16 protein-coding genes and 4 pseudogenes are annotated in these 19821 nt (G+C 65.7%); 4 read left to right on the top strand and 16 right to left on the bottom strand.

All coding sequences use genetic code 11. From position 1 onward, the window contains the following. Nucleotides 1-85, top strand: a pseudogene (locus ACE3SL_RS13270) (IS6 family transposase); the annotation flags it as partial. 546 nt (nucleotides 86-631) lie between these two features. Here the strand turns inward: ACE3SL_RS13270 and ACE3SL_RS13265 are convergent. Next, a complete protein-coding gene (locus tag ACE3SL_RS13265; protein WP_374526200.1) occupies nucleotides 632-1531 on the bottom strand; it encodes a phytanoyl-CoA dioxygenase family protein in 900 nt (299 codons plus the stop codon). A 54-nt stretch (nucleotides 1532-1585) separates the two neighbouring features. Then, nucleotides 1586-3949, bottom strand: a complete 2364-nt coding sequence (locus ACE3SL_RS13260) for a TonB-dependent receptor (RefSeq protein ID WP_374526199.1) — start codon at nucleotides 3947-3949, stop codon at nucleotides 1586-1588. Nucleotides 3950-4308: 359 nt separating this feature from the next. Here ACE3SL_RS13260 and ACE3SL_RS13255 point away from each other — a divergent pair. Further along, nucleotides 4309-5322, top strand: a pseudogene (locus ACE3SL_RS13255) (multicopper oxidase domain-containing protein); the annotation flags it as partial. 274 nt (nucleotides 5323-5596) lie between these two features. Beyond that, nucleotides 5597-5733 (top strand): annotated as a pseudogene (locus ACE3SL_RS13250) (transposase); the annotation flags it as partial. On the opposite strand, the gene ACE3SL_RS13245 reads toward ACE3SL_RS13250, so the two are convergent. The 14 genes from ACE3SL_RS13245 to ACE3SL_RS13180 all read right to left on the bottom strand — a co-directional run bounded on the left by ACE3SL_RS13245 (nucleotide 5724) and on the right by ACE3SL_RS13180 (nucleotide 19370). Beyond that, the gene (locus tag ACE3SL_RS13245) at nucleotides 5724-6659 is read right to left on the bottom strand and encodes a relaxase/mobilization nuclease domain-containing protein (RefSeq protein ID WP_374526201.1); all 936 of its coding nucleotides are present in this window, start codon (nucleotides 6657-6659) and stop codon (nucleotides 5724-5726) included. The pseudogene ACE3SL_RS13250 and the gene ACE3SL_RS13245 overlap by 10 nt on opposite strands. Nucleotides 6660-6824: 165 nt before the next feature. Next, the gene (locus ACE3SL_RS13240) at nucleotides 6825-7751 is read right to left on the bottom strand and encodes an LPD7 domain-containing protein (protein ID WP_374526198.1); all 927 of its coding nucleotides are present in this window, start codon (nucleotides 7749-7751) and stop codon (nucleotides 6825-6827) included. Between the two features lie 23 nt (nucleotides 7752-7774). Beyond that, the gene (locus ACE3SL_RS13235; RefSeq protein WP_022675632.1) at nucleotides 7775-9931 is read right to left on the bottom strand and encodes a type IV secretory system conjugative DNA transfer family protein; all 2157 of its coding nucleotides are present in this window, start codon (nucleotides 9929-9931) and stop codon (nucleotides 7775-7777) included. Then, nucleotides 9924-10982: a P-type DNA transfer ATPase VirB11 gene (virB11, locus tag ACE3SL_RS13230; protein ID WP_022675633.1), complete on the bottom strand. Its 1059-nt coding sequence runs from the start codon at nucleotides 10980-10982 to the stop codon at nucleotides 9924-9926. Before virB11 ends, ACE3SL_RS13235 begins: the two co-directional genes overlap by 8 nt. Next, entirely contained in the window at nucleotides 10979-12220 is a 1242-nt protein-coding gene (virB10, locus tag ACE3SL_RS13225) for a type IV secretion system protein VirB10 (protein ID WP_374526197.1), read from the bottom strand. Before virB10 ends, virB11 begins: the two co-directional genes overlap by 4 nt. Next, complete coding sequence (virB9, locus tag ACE3SL_RS13220; protein ID WP_374526196.1) at nucleotides 12217-13065, bottom strand: P-type conjugative transfer protein VirB9; 849 nt, start codon at nucleotides 13063-13065, stop codon at nucleotides 12217-12219. The genes virB10 and virB9 overlap by 4 nt, the downstream gene beginning before the upstream one ends. Continuing rightward, nucleotides 13062-13697 carry a VirB8/TrbF family protein gene (locus ACE3SL_RS13215; protein ID WP_022674858.1) on the bottom strand — a complete coding sequence of 212 codons (636 nt, stop codon included), beginning with the start codon at nucleotides 13695-13697 and terminating at the stop codon, nucleotides 13062-13064. The genes virB9 and ACE3SL_RS13215 overlap by 4 nt, the downstream gene beginning before the upstream one ends. A gap of 95 nt (nucleotides 13698-13792) precedes the next feature. Then, complete coding sequence (locus ACE3SL_RS13210) at nucleotides 13793-13993, bottom strand: hypothetical protein (RefSeq protein ID WP_022674859.1); 201 nt, start codon at nucleotides 13991-13993, stop codon at nucleotides 13793-13795. Nucleotides 13994-14039: 46 nt separating this feature from the next. Beyond that, nucleotides 14040-15092: a type IV secretion system protein gene (locus ACE3SL_RS13205; protein WP_022674860.1), complete on the bottom strand. Its 1053-nt coding sequence runs from the start codon at nucleotides 15090-15092 to the stop codon at nucleotides 14040-14042. A gap of 7 nt (nucleotides 15093-15099) precedes the next feature. Continuing rightward, nucleotides 15100-15513 (bottom strand): EexN family lipoprotein, encoded by a 414-nt coding sequence (locus tag ACE3SL_RS13200; protein ID WP_051146228.1) that lies wholly within the window; start codon nucleotides 15511-15513, stop codon nucleotides 15100-15102. A 2-nt stretch (nucleotides 15514-15515) separates the two neighbouring features. Beyond that, nucleotides 15516-16220, bottom strand: coding sequence for a type IV secretion system protein (locus tag ACE3SL_RS13195; protein ID WP_082208965.1), 705 nt, complete (start codon nucleotides 16218-16220; stop codon nucleotides 15516-15518). Between the two features lie 25 nt (nucleotides 16221-16245). Beyond that, nucleotides 16246-18633 (bottom strand): VirB4 family type IV secretion/conjugal transfer ATPase, encoded by a 2388-nt coding sequence (locus ACE3SL_RS13190; RefSeq protein ID WP_022674863.1) that lies wholly within the window; start codon nucleotides 18631-18633, stop codon nucleotides 16246-16248. Further along, a complete protein-coding gene (locus ACE3SL_RS13185) occupies nucleotides 18626-18964 on the bottom strand; it encodes a type IV secretion system protein VirB3 (RefSeq protein ID WP_374526195.1) in 339 nt (112 codons plus the stop codon). The genes ACE3SL_RS13190 and ACE3SL_RS13185 overlap by 8 nt, the downstream gene beginning before the upstream one ends. Nucleotide 18965: 1 nt before the next feature. Beyond that, the gene (locus ACE3SL_RS13180) at nucleotides 18966-19370 is read right to left on the bottom strand and encodes a TrbC/VirB2 family protein (protein ID WP_158441923.1); all 405 of its coding nucleotides are present in this window, start codon (nucleotides 19368-19370) and stop codon (nucleotides 18966-18968) included. A 375-nt stretch (nucleotides 19371-19745) separates the two neighbouring features. Between ACE3SL_RS13180 and ACE3SL_RS13175 the strand changes: the two are divergent. Then, nucleotides 19746-19821, top strand: a pseudogene (locus ACE3SL_RS13175) (IS6 family transposase); the annotation flags it as partial.

Here is a 19821-nt window from a genome sequence, read left to right as displayed (position 1 = left end):
TGTGGAGAGAGCTTTTGGCATTGGGCCCTCGGCGCTGACGGAGGCCATGGGCATGCTCAACCACCATTTCGCAGCAGCCGCCTGATCGGCGCAGAGCGACAGCCTACCTCTGACTGCCGCCAATCTTTGCAACAGAGCCCGGCACATTTTTCGCGCTCGTTCAAGGCACGCCACGGGATCACCCCGTCCGCTGCAAGAAAGCGCCGGCCGGCGCGAGACGCGTCGACAGGGAAAGGGAACGGCTGAATTCCGGGTAGGACTGCAAGGCAGCGATGCCAGGCTCCGTGGGCGGCTCGATCCGGCCCGCCTCGGGTTTGCCGGCGGCCGTCCCTGTCCGTCATGTCGCCCGATCGATGTTCTCCTTGGCAGCACGGTATCGGCGCGGGCAGGCAGGAGTTGTCGATGGGGTGGGCCAGCCGGCGATGGTTGAACCAGTCGCTCGATTCCTACGTGGCGCGTAGCTGTGGCCGTTGCTGCCGACCAAGGGTCCGATTCCGGCCGCGGCGAGGCTGTCGGTGTCGAGGTCTCCCGATTTCTCATCCAGGCTGAGGGTGAGCATCCGGCGACGCCGGCGACGGCAGCGGCGGCAAACCCGCCGGCGACGCCGCCCGCGCACTCTACGCCGATGGCGTCAGACGAGTTCGCCGTTCAAGAAGCCCGACTTTTCCGTCGGCCGCTCGAAAGGTACGCCGAAGAACTTCCGCGCGTCTTCGAAATCGATAAGCCAGTTTCCGGGTGCCTTGTTCTCGCCCCGGGCATGCGACGCATAGCCGAGCATCCGCTGCACTCGCGGCGGATAGTTCCGCACAAGATCCCAGGGAACGACGAGCGGAGAGGCTTCCTCGGGCGTCAGCCACCCTACAACGAAGCTCATATGCAGTCCATGACGCCATTGGTCCGCGGTTACATTCGCGCCTGCCCCGTGAACCGTTTTCCCCATATACAGCAGCGCGCTTCCGGCAGGCATCACCGCCCCGACCGTTTCATCCGGATTCGGCTGCCGCGCAAAGTCATCCCATTTATGACTACGCGGGATCACACGCGTTGCCCCGACCTCCTCTGTGAAGTCGGACAGAGCGAGCATGATGCTCACAAGGCAGTTCGGGGCGTCTCTCCCCAGCGTCTCCATCACCGGCCAAATCACGGTATCGCGATGAAGGAATTGCCCGGTCTCACCTGGCCCCACGATCATTGCCTGTCCGGTATTGAGCCAATAGTCGCCTTCCAACTGGCTTGCGGCCCAACGATGCATAAGGTCGTGGTCAAGCAGCTCTGCGAAGGCCGGAGCGCGCGCTGCCAGCCTCGTGAACCGCTTGGTCTGCTTCCCCCAGAAAGCACCCATTTCTTCGCCGACATCGTCGGATCCGGGAAGAACATGCTTGATGTCGGGCTGAAGCTGTTCATTCAGGCGAGCCAGAAGATCCTGATCGATGAAGTCTCTGACGATGACTCCCCCATCGTCATCCAACCCCTTCAGGATCAGCTCGAATGGATCGTTCCGCTGGAATGTGCGCAAACCCTTGTCGCTCATGATATGGCTCCTGCTTGATTGAAGGCGAATCTTCCTGGCTGGCTATGTCAACCTCTAGAACTTCATGTCGGCGGTGATTCCGTACGTCCGCGGCTCTCCGACCTGGAAGAAATCGAAGCCGAACCCGGTGACATCGATCGACGATCGGAAATAGTATCGGTTGAACAGGTTTTTTGCCCAAGCGGCGATCCCGTACTGCCCGTCCCCGGACCGGTACGCTACGCGACCGTTCACGACCACATAGCCCTTTTGAGCGATGCGATCCTCGTTCATCAGCTCGAAATATTGTTTCGAGTTATGGTTGCCGTCGACACCCAACGTCAACTTTCCGCCATCGGTATCGATGACGTCCCACTCTGCGCCGGCCGTGAGGCTGACGCTCGGCGCGTTAGGGAGCCGATTCCCGGCCAGGACCACACCGCTGATGGTGCCTGTCCGGATCTTCGTGCTGAGCAAGCCCAGCCCGGCGTTGAGACGGATATGGGGCGCAGGGCGCGCGCTCAGTTCGAACTCCGCCCCCGCCATTCGCGACGTCGGAATGTTCACGAGTGTCTGCGCGACCGTATCCGGATCGATGCTGAGCGCCTGCTGGTTCTTGTAGGCGTAATAGAAAGCCGATCCGTTGAAGGTGACGGCGCGGCCGAAGAACTGAGACTTGAACCCCACTTCAAAGGCATTCACCGTTTCCGGCTTGGCCACGTTCAACTCGGTCGGCAGGAAGTACGCCTGAGCATTGAACGCGCTCGCACGATAACCGCGGCTATAGCTGGCGTAAAGCAGGTTCCCGCCAGGCAGCTTGTAGTCGACGCCGGCCCTTCCGGTAACCGTTCCCTTTCGGAAGCCATCGCTTGCCGTGGCATCGAAATCTACGGGGTCGCCCGGGATCGTATTCGCTATCGGCGTGCCGTCGGCCCCAAGAACCCGCGCGTTATACCCGCTGATCCTCCCGGTATCGCGCGTGTAGCGCAACCCGGCCCGAGCGATGAGGCGAGGAAAGAGGGCGTAGTTGACATCTGCATAGACGGCAGCGCTCGACTTCCTCTGATGATATCTGTTGGAATACATGCAAGATGTGAGGAAGTCCTGGGTGCAGTCCTCTGCGTCTATGACCCCGTTTCTAGTGACATCTATGTCGGTAAAATATGAATAGGTCGTCTGAGCAGAGATGGTCTCGCGGCTGTAATAAGCGCCCGCTATGAAATCCAGTCCGTTGTCGAAATCGCTGGCGATCCGCAGATCCTGTGAGAATTGCCGTGCTCGCCCGCCTAGGTCGTCTTCGACCGCCTTGAGCGGACTACCGTCGGCATCCTCGGGGATGAAGAGCTTTCCATAGTCGTAGGACGTGACGGAGGTGACCGTCAGGTCGTCCGTGGCTTTCCAGTTCGTGGTGAGAGATGCGCCGTACGTCCGATGGCGGCGGCGCTCGGCATATTCGCTTTCCAGTTCTCGCCGGCCGATCCCGGTTCTGAAATAGCTCGAGCCCCCAAAAAGTTCGTACGCGCCCGCGCCGATGCCATCGGCAGCGGGACGCGCGAAGATGCCATAATTGGTTGGATTCTGCAGGCTGGTTGACAGACGCAGCAGGAACTGGAGGCGATCTGTCGGCTGGGCGAGGAGGGACACGCGGACCGCATATTGCCGCGTCGCGTTGGCGTCGGCTTGGCCAGGAAGCCTGTTCTTGAACCAGCCGTCGGCGCGGGCGAAGGTGAACGCAACGCGGGCTGCGACCTTGTCGCTGAGAGCGGCTTGGAGGGCACCATTGGCTTCATAGCGTTGGTAGTTCCCGATCCCGACCGCAAGATAACCCTCGGTGCTGAAACCGGGCCTTCGGCTGATGATGTTGATCGCACCACCAGTCGTATTCTTGCCGTACAAGGTTCCCTGGGGGCCGCGAAGCACCTCCACGCGTTCGAGATCGTAGAGAGCGACAGGGAGGAGGGGGAAGGTGCCCTTGTAAACGTCGTCGATATAAGTGGCTACAGGACCCTGCTGGTTGATGCTGTAGTCGGACATCGAGATGCCACGCAGGGAGAAGACCGGGATTCCTTCGCCGACGGTCGACGCCGCTTGCAGATTAGGCACGGAGGAGACGAGATCGGTGGGTGAGGCGATGCGCTTGTCGGCCAGCTGATCACCGCTCAGAGCGGTTATCGATACAGGCACATCTTGGAGCCGCTCGTTGCGCCGCTGCGCAGTCACGACGATGTCGCCGTCAGCACCGGCAACGTCAGTTGGGGCGGGAGCTGCAGTGCCAGAAACGGTAAGGGTCTCCTGCGCCCACGCAGTTCCTGCACTCGAGAAAACGCAGGCAGTACCGATTAGAACGGCGCGAAAACTCCGCATCTGACTTCCTTCAACGATCGGCTTATCGCGCGAAAAATGGCGCTCACTCTGCAGTGCGTCAAGGAATTTCTTCACTCTCAGGAAATTTCGTTTACGAGCATAGCTGGGGCGTGTCTGCTGGACCGGGTGTCCTTGAGCCAGCCGCCTCGCTGCGAAGGCTTCGCTTCGCCGCAGTGACATGTTCGACCCGCTGGCTTTGATGAAGCATGCAATTCCGATGTCTCGGGCGAATTTCGGCCACTAGGCCTGGGATTTTGCACAGAGGTAGCCAGAAGAGCACGATTGCGGCGAGGGTGATCGCGCCGATGAAGGTCTGGGCGCATCGAATGCCGCCGGTCCTTGAGGCGGCTGAACATGATCTCCAGTAACAGCGGTGTCTGTAGAGCTGCTTGGCGCGGTGCGCATCGCTTGGCGTGGCCTGAGTGACCGAGGATGCATGGGCGCGTGCCACGAGCGCGGAGCGCCTAGGCGGACCCGATATCCGGCTCGTCATCGCTCGTCAGAAAATGGTCATCGATGGGTGGAGCAGCGACGCAATTGGGATCAACGGCACCGTTCCGGCGCCGCTGCTCCGGCTGAAGCAAGGCACGGTGGTCCGCTTCACCGTCGTCAACGAACTTGACGAGAGCAGCTCGATCCACTGGCACGGCTTGCTGGTGCCAGCCGACATGGACGGCGTTCCCGGGGTCAGCTTCCCCGGCATCGCACCGCGCTCGACCTTCGTTTACGAATTCCCAATCAGGCAGGCAGGCACCTACTGGTATCACAGTCATTCGGGCTTGCAGGAGCAGTTAGGACATTACGGACCGATCGTGATCGACCCCGAAGGGCCCGAGCAGGTCGCCTACGATCGCGAGCAGGTGATCGTGCTCTCCGACCACAGCGCGATGATGCCGCACTCCATCATGCGCAAGCTGAAGCAGGAGCCCGATTATTTCGACTACCCGCGGCAGGCCCTCGACGGGTTGGGCGCCGGCCATGACCAGCCGCTCAAGGAGCGCCTGCGCTGGGGCGGCATGCGGATGTCGCCAACCGACATCTCTGATGTGACGGGCGTAGCCTATACCTATCTCGTCAACGGACATGGGCCGAAAGACAATTGGACCGCCCTCTTTTCGGCTGGCGAGCGCGTCCGGCTGCGATTGATTAATGCCTCGGCGATGACCAGCTTTAAGGTCCGCATTCCCGGCCTGCCGATGACAGTCGTGCAGGCGGACGGCCAGTACGTGCAGCCGATCGAGACCGACGAAATCCAGATTGCCGTCGCCGAGACCTACGACGTGATCGTCACTCCGGATGGAAGCCGGGCCTACACGCTGGTCGGCGAGGCGATCGACCGCTCCGGCATGGCGCGGGCAGGCATATGGGCTTGGACCGCCCTTCTGTCGCACCGACAACTGACTGATGACTACGGCTCCGACATCGAAAAGCACGACGCCCGAACTGGTCGGGCAGTTCGACATGCGGTTGCGCTGGCTGTCGGCCTGGACGATCCATCATGCCCATCATCTTCGGGGGAGCCGGGATGGGCTGAAGGTTGGCGCCATCCGGCGAGTTGCGCCTCAATGTCGACGATTCTGGCGGCGCGTTGCGCGACCACCTTGGGTCCGAAGGACACGGTATCGGAACGACGACTATCAGTAGTCTTATTTCGTCATCGACAACGTCGAGGATGTGCTGCGCCAAACGCTCGAACTGATTTGCGCCGCTTTACGCGCGGCTGTGGTCGACGAGACGGGGTTCGTGAAGAAGGGCAGCCAGTCGGTGGGCGAGGCGCGCGGCAATATTCCGGGACGGCCGGACGGGTAGAGAACAGCCAGATCCGTGTATTTCTGGCTTATTGCTCCAGTCACCGCCGAGGCCATTTAGCGGGTCCCAGCGCGAACGCAGGGCTTGCACGATACCAACCCTTGTCCGGTGGCGTGGGATCGGACGAGACGCCAACAGGAACGGCCTTCCCATGCCGTTGGTCGAGCACGCGACGCAGCTCGACGGCGAGCGCTTGGCGTCGCGTCAGCGCCACCGGCATGTCGGCGACGAACCGGCGGATGTCGCGCGCGAGGCGACGATCGGCGGCGTCGCCGCGTTCGAGTGCATTAGCATGGTCGAGATATGCCCGCCGGATCGAATCCTGGCGCGCCTGAATGTCGCGGCTCCAATCGCGCGGCTGCGCCGGTTTCGGTGCGCGCGCCTCGTGCTCAGCCGCCTGGCGCTCGCGCTGGCGCACGCGCGGGTCGACGCCGCGCCGCTCCATTCCGGCAATCGCTGCCTTGGGCATCTTGCGGACGACGCCGCGCGCCTGTCGCGGTGTCGCCTCGGCCTCGATACCGAGCCGGCGCAGCTCGCGCGCGAAGCGTTCGCGCCAAACTTGCAGATCATCGGGACCGGGGGCGAGCCGGCGCCCATCATATCCCACCGCACGCACCGTCACATGGACATGAGGGTGCTTGGTGTCGTCATGGCGCGCCATGATCCAGTCATGGCGGCCGCTCAGCGTTTCGCGCGCCCAGGACCGCGCCGCCATCTCCACCCGATCGGGCGGCGTGCCGGGCGGCATCGACAGGATGAGGGCAACGCTCTGCGCCGCGTTGAGGCTCGGCCGACCGCGCGCCTCGGCCGCGTTCGCGAGCAGCCAATCGTCGTGCAGGTCGCGCAGCCGCGCGCGTTCGGTGATTTTCTCCCCATCCTGCGTCTCGGCCTGGAGCTTGCCGTTGCGCGTGATGTAGTCGAGGTGCGACTTCAAATGGCCCGAGCCGCCCCGCGAGCGGCCCGTGACCTTCACCATCGCTTCCGGCGTCCGCTTGACGATCCGGCTCAGCCTGGCCTTTGCCCCGGCCGACAACGCGCCCTCCTTGCCGCCGCCGGATTTCAGCTTCACGTCCCGGCCTTTCACCGTGCCGGGAAGTTGCCAGACGCTATCCTCGTGCGTCGCCACGGGAGCTACGTCGGGCTATCGGCCGAGGCTGCGTCGCGGGGCCTCCGGCTCGACGCGGCGAGCCGGTGCCGGAGCGGGCGCCGGTGGAGCTGGCGCGCGTTCGGGTGCGGTTGCGGCCTGCCGCTGTTGCGGAGAAAGGACGGTCGGTCCTTCAGCCCGCTCCTTCTTCACCAGCTCGGTCCCGACGAATGCCTTGATTTCGGCCTTGGCCTCGCTGTTGAGCTTGTTCATCTGCCGGTCGATCTTCTCTGAGAGCGCCGAGAACATCAGCCGTCCATCTTCCGACAGCTCGCGCCGCGCCTCCCGAATGGCCCGCCGGCTATCGTTGACGGTTGGCGTAGGGGGCTCGCCGGGTTGCGCCTCGTGGGCGTGCCGTTCATGCGTCGCGGCCGTGGCCGGATGGCCGGCGACCCTTTCCTCGCGTGCCTGTTCGCGTTCGCCGGCGCGGACCTCGTTGGCCTGTCCGCGTTCGGCGCGCCGGCGATCGGCCTCCTGTCGGTCCGCATCGGACGGCGTGAACCCGCGACCTTCGAGTCCGCGCGCGCTGGCCTCGATCCAGGCTTCGCGCTTGAACTCGGCCGAACCGCGTATCTCGACCGAGTGCCAGCCCCGCGCCTCGGCAATCTCGATCATGGCGCGGATCGTGTTCAAATCCTCGCGCTTCGAGCTGATCGACGTGTCCGTTGCGCGCATCGCCAGATTGCGACGCTGGTAATCCTCGAAATACTGCCGTTCGCCGCGCCGATCCTCGACATAGTAGCGTTTCGCGATCGTTTCCGGCTCCGAGAGATAGGCAGGGGCCTTGTCGTTCCCCGCCCGCGCTGCGGATGGAGGCGCGCCGGGCGGCGGCACGCTCGCCAGCGCTGTCGCAACGAGTTCGGGCACCCGTTCTATGGTGTTGGTGGGGCGTAGCGCTTCGCGCGCCTGGTCCATTATCGCCATAACATCTTGCTCCTTTCGTGCGCTCACATGGCCCGGCGGTGGCCGTGCGTGAGGGATTCAACCGTGGGGATCGCATCGACGATCGCGACGACGGCCGCCTTGCCGTTGGCGAGGCCCAGACCGCTCAGATCGACGTCGGTGCCCATGATCGCCGCAATCAGACCATCCGATTGATGCGGTTTCATCGGAGAGAACGGCAGCTCTGCCGTCTCACCGGCGAGGGGCAGCGGAGGCTCCGGCGCTACCGGCAGACGGCCGCCGGCGGCGGCTTCCTCGGATTCTGCCGCGTCCACCGGATCGGGAGTGCGGCGCTCGGTCGGGATGCGGGCCTTCCGCGCCTTCGGTTTCGGGCTTGCACGGTGCAAGGAGGAGGGCGAGACTCCGCTACGCGGATCGCCGCGTTCGGACGCTGGCGGCGAAGACTGCGGAGGACCGGCCGCGATCGGAGCGAATCCCTTGCCCTGATCCATGCGGACGCTGATTTCGATGGGGTCCACGTCCGGAGGGCGACGCAGCAGGCGCGTGAACATCCGGTCCCTGAAATAGCGGATGCGCCGACAGCGGATCGGATACATGCCGGGGCGGATCAAGATCGCCTGCAACGGTTTCAGCCGCGCGATTTCCTGCGGCAGCAGGAGCGCGCGGCGCTGATCGCTGTGCGTCATCGAGAGCTTGTCGCGGCGGAACGCCTGCCAGAAGCGCGGCCCGGAGCGAGAGGTGGCCTCAACCGTGCCGTATCCGAGGCGGGCGCTCAATTCCTCCGTCAGCTTGAGGTCTTTCGTGCCGAACACGACTTCGAGGCCGCAATTTTCCAGAATGGCGTCGGCCTTGTCCGGCCCGTAGAGATCGCGGTCGCGAAGCTGGGCCTTGCTCTGCATGATGAGCATGATCCGCATGTTGTAGCCGGCGACGTAGGCGAAGGAGTTGGCGAGCACGGGCATAGGGCCGAGCAGAGGAAATTCGTCCAGCAGCAAAAGCACCTGATGCTTTGCGCTGGAATCATGCTGCGGAATGACCCGCACCGTCAGGTCAACGAGCTGCTGGAAGAACAATGCGAGCACCGGGCGCAGGCGCTCGATGTTGTCCGGCGTTACGCCGATATAGATCGCATGAAGCGACTGCCGAAGATTTCGCAGGTCGAAGTCGCTGGCGGCGGTCGCGGCATCGATGCGGGGATTGAACCACAGCGAGAGGCGCGCGGTTACGGTCTTGCGGATGCTGTTGACCAGATCGTCCGAGCCTTTGAGATAATCCTCAAGGGCTTTTACCGTCGCCTCCGTATAGGGCTTGCCAGCCTGCCGGCGCGCCTCGATCCGTTCGATCATCGCCGCCGCGCCATCGACGCTCGACAGCAGGCGCAAGGTCTCTCCGATCGTCAACGGCAGCTCAGGCGTTTCCGCGAGGAAGCAGGCGGCACCGATGAACGCCGATCGACCGGCATCGACCCAAAACTTTTCCTGCCCGTGCGCTTCGGGGAAGATCATCTGCGCGATGCGCTGAACGTCATCGAAGGCATCGATTGTCCCACGCCGGACATAGGAGAAGGGGTTGTAACGTGCCGTGCGGCCGTCAGGGGCGAGCGGATCGAACAGAAAGACTTTCTGCCCGGCTGCGGCGCGGATGCCGGCGGTCGCAGCCCAATTTTCCTTCTTCACATCGAGGCAGACCAGCGAGGATTCGTAGAGCAGGCAATTTGGGATCACGAGGCTGACGCCCTTGCCGGAACGGGTCGGCGCATAGCACGCGACATGCTCCGGGCCGCCGAAGCGCAGATGCCGGCCCGCCGCGTCCTGGCCGACGAAAAGACCGGCGAACTTCGCGTAGAAGCCGGCGCGCACCAGCTCGCCTCGCTCGGCCCAGCGCGTTTCGCCGTGGAGTTCGCGCCGATCGGCGCCGGGCCAGCCCTTGCGGGCGACGCGCGCCGCGAAGAGTAAGAGTGGCACGCCGGTCGTGACGCCGGCGACGATCTTGAGCCATCCCCCAACGATCGGATGGCCGAAGCCGTAATAGCCCTGATAGGTCCAGAACTGGAAAAGCGGCACGGTGTCGGCCGTCATCAGCCGCGTGCCCGCGAGGAAGATCGTCGAGGCGAGCACGGACCAAAGCAGCGCGCCGAGCCCGAGCAGGACGATCGCGGCGAGCGCCTTGGCGGCGGGCGGCCAATCGTCGCGATCAAACATTGGCGGCCGTCCTGCCAGGCCCGCCCCGGCCGATTGCCGCGAGCACCGGCGCGCCCTTGCCGAACGGCTCGAAATGCACCTGTTCGATCGAGAAGCCGTCCCGGTCGCGCCGGCAGTGCGCGACGACATCGACGAGCTGGCGGAGCAGCGCGTCAACATCGGCATCAGCCAGATGCTTGCCGGCATCGTGTTGCTTGACCATCAGCCGCAGCGCATCGAACGCGCCAGTTGCGCTGCCGGCGTGGCATGTCGTGATCGAGCCGGGATGGCCGGCGGCGATGCTGCGGATGAAGGTGAAGGCCGCGCCGTCACGCAGTTCCTGCATCAGCACGCGATCGGGCCGCATCCGCAGCGCGGCCTCGATCAAGTCTTCCGAGCGGACGCGGGCCACGCCCTGATCGCCCTTCGAGTAGAACAGCGAGACGAGGTTGCGCTGTGGCAGGCCGATGAACTCGGCCGTGTCCTCGATCGTCACCAGACGTTCGTCGAGCGGGATCGCCTGTATCAGCGCCTTGGCGAACGTCGTCTTGCCCGAGCCCGTATCGCCGGTGGCGATGATCGTTTTCTTGGCGCGCACCGCCAGCGGGAAGAACTCTTCCCAGCGCTTTTCCGCGTGCAGCTCGGCAAGCTCGCGATCAAGCGGGTGCGCGCTGCGGCCCGCGGCTTCCGTTCTCGAGAACAGTCCCCCGGCCGCCAGACCGGCGATCGTCGGCGCGAAGCTCGATGGCAGGCGGATCGTCAGGCTGAGCGTGCCGGCCGCGACCGCCGGCGGGCGGCAGATTTGCACGCGCTGACCGTCCGGCAGCACCGAGGCGCACAGGGGACGCTCCGGGCCGACATCCTGTTGCGACATCGCCGCACAGAGTGTCGCGATGGCATCGAGGCGCTGGAATGTCAGCTCGGGAAGATTGAGCCAGGTCCAGCCCTCGCGCGTCTCGACGCCCGCCTCTCCCGGCCGGTTGATGACGATTTCCGTCACCGCCGGATCGGCGAGCGGCCGTTCGATCGGCGCCAGCATCAGGCGCAGCGTGTTTTCGCCGGCGCGGGTCATTTTCTCGGCCCCTCCGCTCCCACCGGGGCGCGGGCATAGGTCGGCCGAACGCCGTAGACGGTCGAGAAGTCGAGATCGCGGGCGACGAGGATGCTGACCAGCTCGCCCTGATTCTTCCGGATCGTCGGCGGAATGTTGATCGAGCCGGCAAGGCTCGACGCGATCACCGATTCCGTGCTGCCGGTGTTGATCGTCGTCGTCCCCGACTTCGCCGCAGCCGCGACGCCGGCCTGAATCGCGCCGTCCACCGTCGTCAGCAGGAGGGCGCCCCCGAAGCGTTGCCAGAAATGGCGATCGACGCGGCCGTCCATGCCCGATCGGCCGAGCGGATCGGTCGCGGGGCTGTCGAGATTGATGACGACGCCTTGCGGTGTCTCGGCGCGCGTCCAGACGACGAACATCCGCTCGACGCCCTGTTGAATGCCGCCCTTGAACTCGCCGACGACACGCGTGCCGCGATCGAACAGCGTCAGGCCGGTCTTTCCGAGCACATCCTGCGGGATCACGCACGTCACCAGGCCGGGCAGCGTCGAATCCATCGCGGTTTGCAGCACGCACGGGATCATTGTGCCTATCGTCAGAAGGAAAGGCTGATTGCGCAGCACATTGGCGGTGACGCCCGTGAGGCGCGTCGGCGTCAGGCGCGATCCGAGATCGCCCCCTCCCTCGCGCCCCGAAGCGCCCCCAGGAGCGCCGGCGTAGCCCACAGGTGTCATTCCTGCCCCGCCGTCGCCATTTGCCCCGCCAAGGCCGCCAGCCGCCCCGTTTGCGTCGCCATAGGGGTCGGGTGACATCAGCCCCGATCCCGGCGCGCTGCGCCCGGCTGCGCCCGAGGTGTAGACGAGGAGCTGCGCCGGGTGGCGGGCGGTGCCCGCTCCCGCCGGCGCAGACGGCGGAGCGGCCAAGGGGGCGGGCTGATCGGGCAAGGGCGGCGGGACGGCCGCCGGGCCCGCGATAGGCGCGGGCAGCGGCGGTGCGACGTAGGGCACTTCCGATCGCACCGCGAGCTTGTTCGACGGCTCATCCGTCTTGAGGTTCGGGCGCGCCGAGGTGAGCAGGATCACGCCGCAGGCGATGGCAGCACCAGCGACGATGACGCCGATGCCCGCGCGTTTCGAGACGATCGGTCGCCCGGCCACTTCGGAGACGTGGCGTTCGCCGGCAACGCCTTCGGCCAGCGGTGGCGGCAGTGGCGGCGCTGCGCCGGCCGAGGCCGGGCGCGCGGTATCTTCGGTCATTGGCCGGAACTCCTCACGGTGCGGGCAAGGTCCGGCGTGCCGGTGCCGGTGCCCGGATTGCGGCCGACCGGATCGAAACCTTGATTGATGACGCGCAGCACCTTCTGGCCGTCGCGCAGGGTGAACATGCGGGCCGTGGTCTGGACCACCACCATGTCGTCGATCATCGTATAGGGAACGATCGTCTCGGACCCGTCCGGGGCGGCGGTGTAGATCGTCGGCACCCGCATGTTGCCGGGGAAACGGAACGCGGTCTGCCGGCCGTTGTCGCTGACCTCGGTTGGCTCGATCATGTTCGAGCCCTGCGCGACATAGCGCCAGTTGCGCGGCCCTTCGGCCCAGGCGGTCCGCAACCGTTCTTCTGCCTCCCGCTCGCGCGCCGCCGCCTCGGCCGCCGCGCGGGCCGCTTCCCGCGCCGCCGCCTCTTCGGCGGGATAGGTGAAGCTCACCGCGTAGATGGCGCGGCTGCCGCGTGCGCCGGTGCGGACGGCGCTGAGATGGAACTGATAGGACCGGCTTGTCCCGCTGACGGTCTTGGTGACGACCTGCATGTTCGTCGGCGCGCGAATCGCCGTGGGCTTGAGGAAGAGCAGGTTGCCGGCCGGCTGCGCCAGCCAGGCGTCCGCATCGCCGATCGCGACCTGCGTGATTTCCTCGCCGGGGGCGAAGATGATCTGCGTCGAGTTTTTCGGGCTGCCGACGATGCGGACGACGTTGAGCGGATTGTAGGGCACGAGCTGGACATGCGGATCATAGCCCGCCGATTGCGGCGTCTGATCGGCCAGCGCCGACCCGCCGAGGAGCGCCGCAAGCACGGCCGCGCCGATCGCGAGGGACTGCCTCATTGCGTGGCCTCCATGTCGGCGCGGTAGCTGGTGACGATGAACCCCAGCGGATTGACGTTGAGCGCGGCCGCGCCGATTTGGCCCGGCGCGAAGTCGAACGCGATCGTCGCCACCATCTGCTGCGGCGGAAGTGCGACGCCTTGCTTGCTCGCCATTTGGACGAAGCGGACCTGCGCCAGCTTCGGCCCGAGGAACGATGTCGAGACCCAACGGACAGTCGCATTGCCGTCCTGGCCGAGCACGACCTGCGGACTGTTGGGATTGGTCCCCTTGAAGCCGGCGGCATATTCGTTCTGCACCGCCGGCGACGACATCAGCGTGACGGCGTTGAAGTTCGTTTCTGCCTCGGCCGCGCTGTAGGTCTGGCGCAGCCGCACATATTGCCAGAGGAAGAACCGCTTTTCGGCGTCCTCGACTTCCATCGGCCCGCCGCGCACATCGTAGACGCGCTCGACGGAGCCGGTCGCCCGGTCCACCCGGAAGGCAAGCGGAACGACCGTCTTGAGCGGCAGCAGGGCGATGACGGCCGCCATTCCCAGGAAACCGACCGCCGCGCCGATCCCGCCGACCACGAAGCCTAGCCGCGCGACATTGCGGTTCCGATCGCGCTCAGAGGCGGCGTAGCTCGCCACTTGGCCGTAATAGGCATCTAGGATAGCGGGGTCCGACGCGACCGGCCGCGCCTTATAGTCTTCCGCCGCTACCGGCGGCTTTCGAGCAAACCATTTCATGAGCCGGTCTCCGGCGTGAGGGACGGCGACTGCGCCGGCGGCAGCGGCGCGCGCGGGCCGCGCAGATCGTCTCGCGTGGGCACCCACTTGCCTGCGTTGAGCGGCCGATACTTCCCCTTCGCCTCGGCGAGCGGAGGCCGGTGCGCGCAGGCCGAGAGCGACAGGGCGGCGAAGACAAGAAGGACGGGACGGATCATCTTTTGGTTCCTGTTGGGCGGATTCCGGACTTTGATGCGCGCGCGATCAGCCGGTGTCGGAGAGCGAGCCGCCGGTGGAGGGACGAAGGCGCTGGTAAATCGAGCGGCCTGCCGCGCCCGCGCCGCGGCCGACCGTCGAGCCGGCATAATGGCCGGCGCCGAGCAGTCCGCTCCGGCCGACACGGTAGCTGTTGCCCGCGCCATCGACATAGCGTTGCCCGGTCGAGCCGATCGCGGCCTGTGTCGCCCGCGCGAGCACCCCCGAGTGGAAATGCAGGCCGCCCGCGAGCGAGGATGCGACACCGGGAAGTTGGAAGGCCACGAAGGCGGCGACGGCGAAGAAGATCACGCCGGCGAGCAGCACCTGGATCATCGCCATCGAGTCGACCGCCCCCATGACTGCGACCTGGCCGACCACCTGCTGTTCAACCGAAAGCACGATGTAGAGCAGCACGACCGTCGTGATCTGGAGGATCACGCACGAGATCAGCGAGCCGATCCAGCGCTCGAAGATCGCCCGTGTCGCCGAGAACAGCACCAGGCCAATAAGCAGCGGCCCGAGCGCGATGTAGAGCGCGAGCAGCACGCGCGAGATCAGCCAGATCGCGAAGGCGAACACCGTCGATATGATCGCCGCCGCCCAGAACAGGATGACGATGAACTTCTCGCCGATGTCGGTCCAGTTGAGCGTGCGCCAGACTTCGAGCCCGGCGCGCCATGCCTTGATCCAGACCTGATCGAAGGTGTTGGCGTCAACGGCATTGGTCGAGCCCGAGGAGGTGAGTGCGTCGGCGAGGCCCTGCGGCAGCGTCGTGAAGAAGAAATCGTAGACATATTGCTGATAGATGCCGGCGCCGGTCAGCACCCACACGACCAGGCCCAGCTTGAGGAATCGGCCGAGCAGCGCCGCGCCGGACTCGTTGACCTCGCCTCGGATGATGAGGATGCCGGTGAGCGCAATATAGAGGACAAGCGCCACCTTGAGCGGAGCCGCGACGAACGACAGGAAGGCGTTGATGACTTCGGATACGGCGCTGACCAGCGGCGTCTCCACTTGAGAAACGATGTAGGCGAAGACCTGCCACTGAACGTCGTCCATCCGCCGCCTACCTTGCCTTTCCGGCTTCAATCAGGAGGGAGCGGCGCGCCACGTCGCAATATTGCAGTTCGGGGTTGCGCCGGCACATCAGCAGCTTGCTCCGGCGGTTTTGCGGATCGTTCGACCAGAAATCGGGGTTGCGCGGATCGAGCGTGCCCGTTCGCGCGCGGGCTTGCCGCAGTGCTACTTCCACGCTCGCTTCATGCGCGTTGATGCAGTCGGGCGTGCGCGCCAACCGGCCAGGATCATCGAGACAGGCGAGCTGAACCTGCGCGCGCTGCGGCCGATGATCGGCATACCACGAGACCGTCTTCGGCGGCGTCGCGGCAACCCCGTCCGCCGCTTGCTGCGCCACCGCCGGCGAAGCCGCGAGCAGGAGAAGCAGGCCGAGGGAGGCTTGCACGGTGCAAGGGGTCGCCATCGTCAGCCCCCTCTCGCCTTGGCCTGTTCTATCAGACCGTCGATTTGCTGGCGGCGCAGCTCGTCGCGCTGTTGGTTCTCATTCCGTTCCTGCGCCTGCTGCCACATGGCGAGCGACTGCGCTTGGACCGACTGCGCCTGAAATGCCGCCTGTTCCATGCCGATGCGCGCCTGAATGTCGGCCACTTCCTTGCTGTCGCTGGCGCTCGCGAGCTGACCTTCGAGGCCCTGCAAGGCGGTCAGGTGCGTCGCGGCCGACTGGTAGAGCTGGCTCGCCATCGCCTGCACGCCCGCGATGCTGTTCGCGTTGCGGTTCATCTGCTGGGCGCGGAAATCCTGGCCCGAGGGCGAATAGACCCGGTTCTGATTGAGATAACCCTGCGCGGCCGTGCCGAGCGAACCCGATCCAATGCCGGACCCGCTCATGATTGCGCCGACATCGACCGAGCTTGTCCCGAGCGGGTTGCGGAACTGGTTGACGTTCAGCTCCTGGCCAAGCTGGCGGAGCGCACTCTGCGGCAGATGGGCGATCGCCGCATAGGTCTGTTGGAGCTGCGCATATTGCTGGCGCAGCGAGTCGAGCTGGGCCTTGGCCTGTATGATCGCCTTGGCGTCGATCACCGCCATTTGCGCGGTTGCCGGGCCGGAGCCGGTCCCGACGATCGCCAGCGCCGCCGCGCCGGCCAACATCATTCTGCGAAACTTCATGGCCTTTCCTTTCCTCGTGCCCGGATTAGGCGGCAGCCTCCCGCCAACGGCGCCGGAACAGCGGCAGCCATGCCGCCGGGTCCGGCCCCACGTCCTCGATCAGCCGCTCCATGAGACGCACCGTGCTCGCGCGGCCGGAGAGCACGGCGATGAGATCATCCATTCCGGTGAGATCGAGTTCGCAGGCGACGCTCGCGTTGCCCTGCTTGAGCAGAAAGCGGTGCCCGCCCACGGCCAAGTCCTCGCGCACAGCGAGATATTCGGGCTCCGTCAGCTTGAGCCCGTCGCGATAGTCCGCAGCGTCGGCGCGGGTGTTCGGCATCAGGATTTGCGTCGGGCATTGCTCGATGATGCTGTGCGCGATCGGCGAGCGCAGCGCGTCCGCCGGCGATTGCGTGGCGAGGATCACCAGCCCGTTCAACTTGCGGATCGTCTTGAGCTTGTCGTTGACGAGATCGCGGAATCCCGCGTCGAGCAGCACCTTCCAGAACTCATCGATCGCCAGCACGAGCCGGCGGCCGTCGAGCAGGCTTTCGACCCGATGGAAGAGGTAGGAGAGGATCGGCCCGCGCGTCACCGGATCGTCGAGCACGGCGGTCACATCGAAGCCGAGGAACGGCGCGTCGAGCGAGACCCGATCGGCATCATTGTCGAGCACCCACCCCAGCGCCCCGCCCTGACACCACTTGTCGAGCCGCGCGCCCGGCCCTTCGGGATCGGCTTGGCCGAGGAAGGCGCGCAGCTCGGCGAACGAGCGCGCGTCGCGCGGCAGCGCGAGGACCGCGCGCACGCCCAGCTCAAGCCGGCGCTCCTGTTCGGGGGCCATCGCCTTGCCGGGATCGAGGACGAGCGCCTTCACCAGCTCTTTGACGAACTCGACATCGCCGGGCTTGTCGGACAGCGCCTTGAGCGGGGCGAGGCCCGAGGGCTCGCCCGCCGGCAATACGAGATAGGTGCCGCCGACAGCGCGAGCGAGAATGTCGCCGCCGCGATCCTTGTCGAAGAACACGACCTGCGCCTTCTGCCGCTCCGCCATCGCGAGGATGAACAGCATGAGCGTCGTCTTGCCCGAGCCGGTGGGACCGGCGACGAAGACGTTGCCGAGATCGCGCACCGTCTCAGTCGGGGCGTGCAGATGGAAGCGGTAGGCGGTCCCGCCGGTCGAGCGGAACAGCGTGAGCGGCGCGCCCCAATGGCCGGTTTGGGTGCCGAGAGGATAGTTGTGGAGGCTCGCCATCGCCGCGAAATTGCGGGAGCTGATCGCACCGGGGCGCGTGCGTAGCCGCATGTTGCCGGGGAGCTGCGCCCAATAGGCGGCTTCTAGCGCGAGATCCTCGCGCACGATCACCGCGCCGCTCTCGGCCAGATCGCGCCGGGCGCTGGACGCGACCAGGCGCAGCTTGTCGAGGCTGTCGGCGAAGGTCATCAGCGTCAGGTGATGATCGCCCATGACGAAGGCGTTGGAGGCGAGCATGTCAGCCGCCTCGGTCAACGCCTCGGTCTGGCTCGCGGCCTTGTCCTGGGCCGTCACCATCTGATTCTGCTTGCGCGTCATGATCCCCTGGGCGTCCTGCTTGCCGAGGAAGCCGAAGGATTGCGTCAGCACGCAGCGATAGGGCGCGCCGAGCACCGTATCGAACATGCCCGGCCAGGTGACGGCAGGATATTCGCGCAGGCCGAAGCCGGCGGCGAAGGTTGACCCTCCCGCTCCCCGGATTTCGATCGCCTCACGGCCGACGATGACGCGATCGGTATAGACCGCGCCGCCGAGATGACCGTTGACCAGCGGCACGGGCATGTGCTCGCCGGTCAGCACCAGGCGCAGCGCCTCCGCCACTTCCGAGAACATAAGGCCGCTCGCCTCGCGCAATGCGAGGCGGCGCACGCCATAGGCGTGCAGCTCGTAGGCGAGCGTGTCGGCGATGCTGTCGATCTGATCCATATTGGCGGGCGAGGCCGCGCGCGCCCGATCGCCGCGCTTGCGGCGCGCGAACAACGCCGCGACATTGCCTTGGGCGAGTCCTCCCCTGCCGGCAGGCCGCAGCAGGATCGACAGGAACAGCTCGTTGCGAAACAGCCGGTTGGAGAGCAGGCGGTCGCGATAGCGTTCGTCCAGCTCGCGCGCGAAAGCGCTGGCGCAGGGCTCCGCCGGATATTCGCTTGGTTCGGCGAGCGAGCGCACGACATGGATTTGGAGGACGACCCGATCCGACGAGATGTTGCGCAGCAGGATATTGCGCTGGGCATGAAGCGCGTTGACGAGCGCGGGATCGGCCAGCTCGAACGTCGCGCCGTCGAGGCGCAGCATCGCCAGCAGCGAGCCATCATCGAGCAGCACGGTTCCCGGCGCGGCGTGGCCGATATAGGGGACATAGATGTCGGGCTCGCGCTCGCGCGATGCGGCACTAAACATGGATGCGGACCTCCCGCGCCCTGCGCGCCGGGCGCAGCGGCAGCGGACTGACCGACGAGCCGCCCCACCGATCCTTATTGCGCGCGCGTCCTTTGGTCTCGGCCCACAGCCGGAGCGTCGTGAACATATTGTAGTCGTGGCTGATGAGCGCGCGCGTGGCGTAGTGAATCACCACCCCGATCAGCAGATAGAAGGGGTTGGACATCAGCACGAAGATGATGCCCGTCACCATGCCGTTGATCGCCAGGGCTTCGAGGGGCACGCCCTGCCACATCGCCGGCCGCGTGCAGGCCAGGAACAGCGTGTCTTCGGTGAGGGCGTCCTGCGCCATGTCACGAGCCGATGATTTGGTCGACGATCCATGCGGACGAGAAGATCAGCAGCACGCCGAGGATCACGCCGCCGGCCGCACGCATCGAAAGCGCTCCCATGAGCGCGCCGACACCGACGATGCAGATAGCGATGACCGCAATCAGTTTGCCGGCCGTTCCGGTGATCACGTTGACGATGTTCTGTAGAAAGGTCGTGATGTCGCCCCCACCGCCCGACTGCGCGAAAGCGGGCTCGGCCACGGCGATCAACATCGTGGCCGCGAGCGCGAACGCCGCGACCCGGCGCGCGTCGAGCTGGTGCGCGCGCCGCGCACAGGCTGCGGCGGCGATCGACACCGACGAGCGTAGGCGCTCGGGTGCCAGCATCAGCGCTGCCGCAAGCGTCTTGTGGATGGATTGCGCCATAGAACCGCTCTCCTTCATGGCAGGCCGCGCGACGCGACGGCTTGCACCGTGCAAGCCTCCGCGATTTGCCGGTCGGCTTGCCGAAGCCCCGGCAGATATGTCCCGGCGGCGGAAGGCCGCCCTTAGCGATCGTCGCCGGCAGGGGCGCCGATCGCCTGTAACCGCACGGGCAGCGGCCGTTCGGCCGACGCCATTCCCACCGGCATCGGAGCCGGCGATGAAGCTGAATCGAGAGGCGGCGCGCCCGCGCCGTCGGGATTGTCGCGCAGGTAGCGAGCCCGCGCATACACGTCCCAGGCGGGAGGAGGCGGAGGGGCTCTGTTGCAAAAATCGTGAAGCTTGAGCATGCTTGGCGGAGATTGGACGGACGGAACGATGACGGATTTCAAGTGGCGCCATTTCCAGGGTGATGTGATCCTGTGGGCGGTGCGCTGGTATTGTCGCTATCCGA

Origin of the sequence: Sphingopyxis sp. (genome assembly GCF_041916015.1) — a bacterium.
Lineage (GTDB): Bacteria > Pseudomonadota > Alphaproteobacteria > Sphingomonadales > Sphingomonadaceae > Sphingopyxis.
Note: the sequence above shows the minus strand (reverse complement) of the source record. Positions and strands in the feature narration are given on the sequence as shown.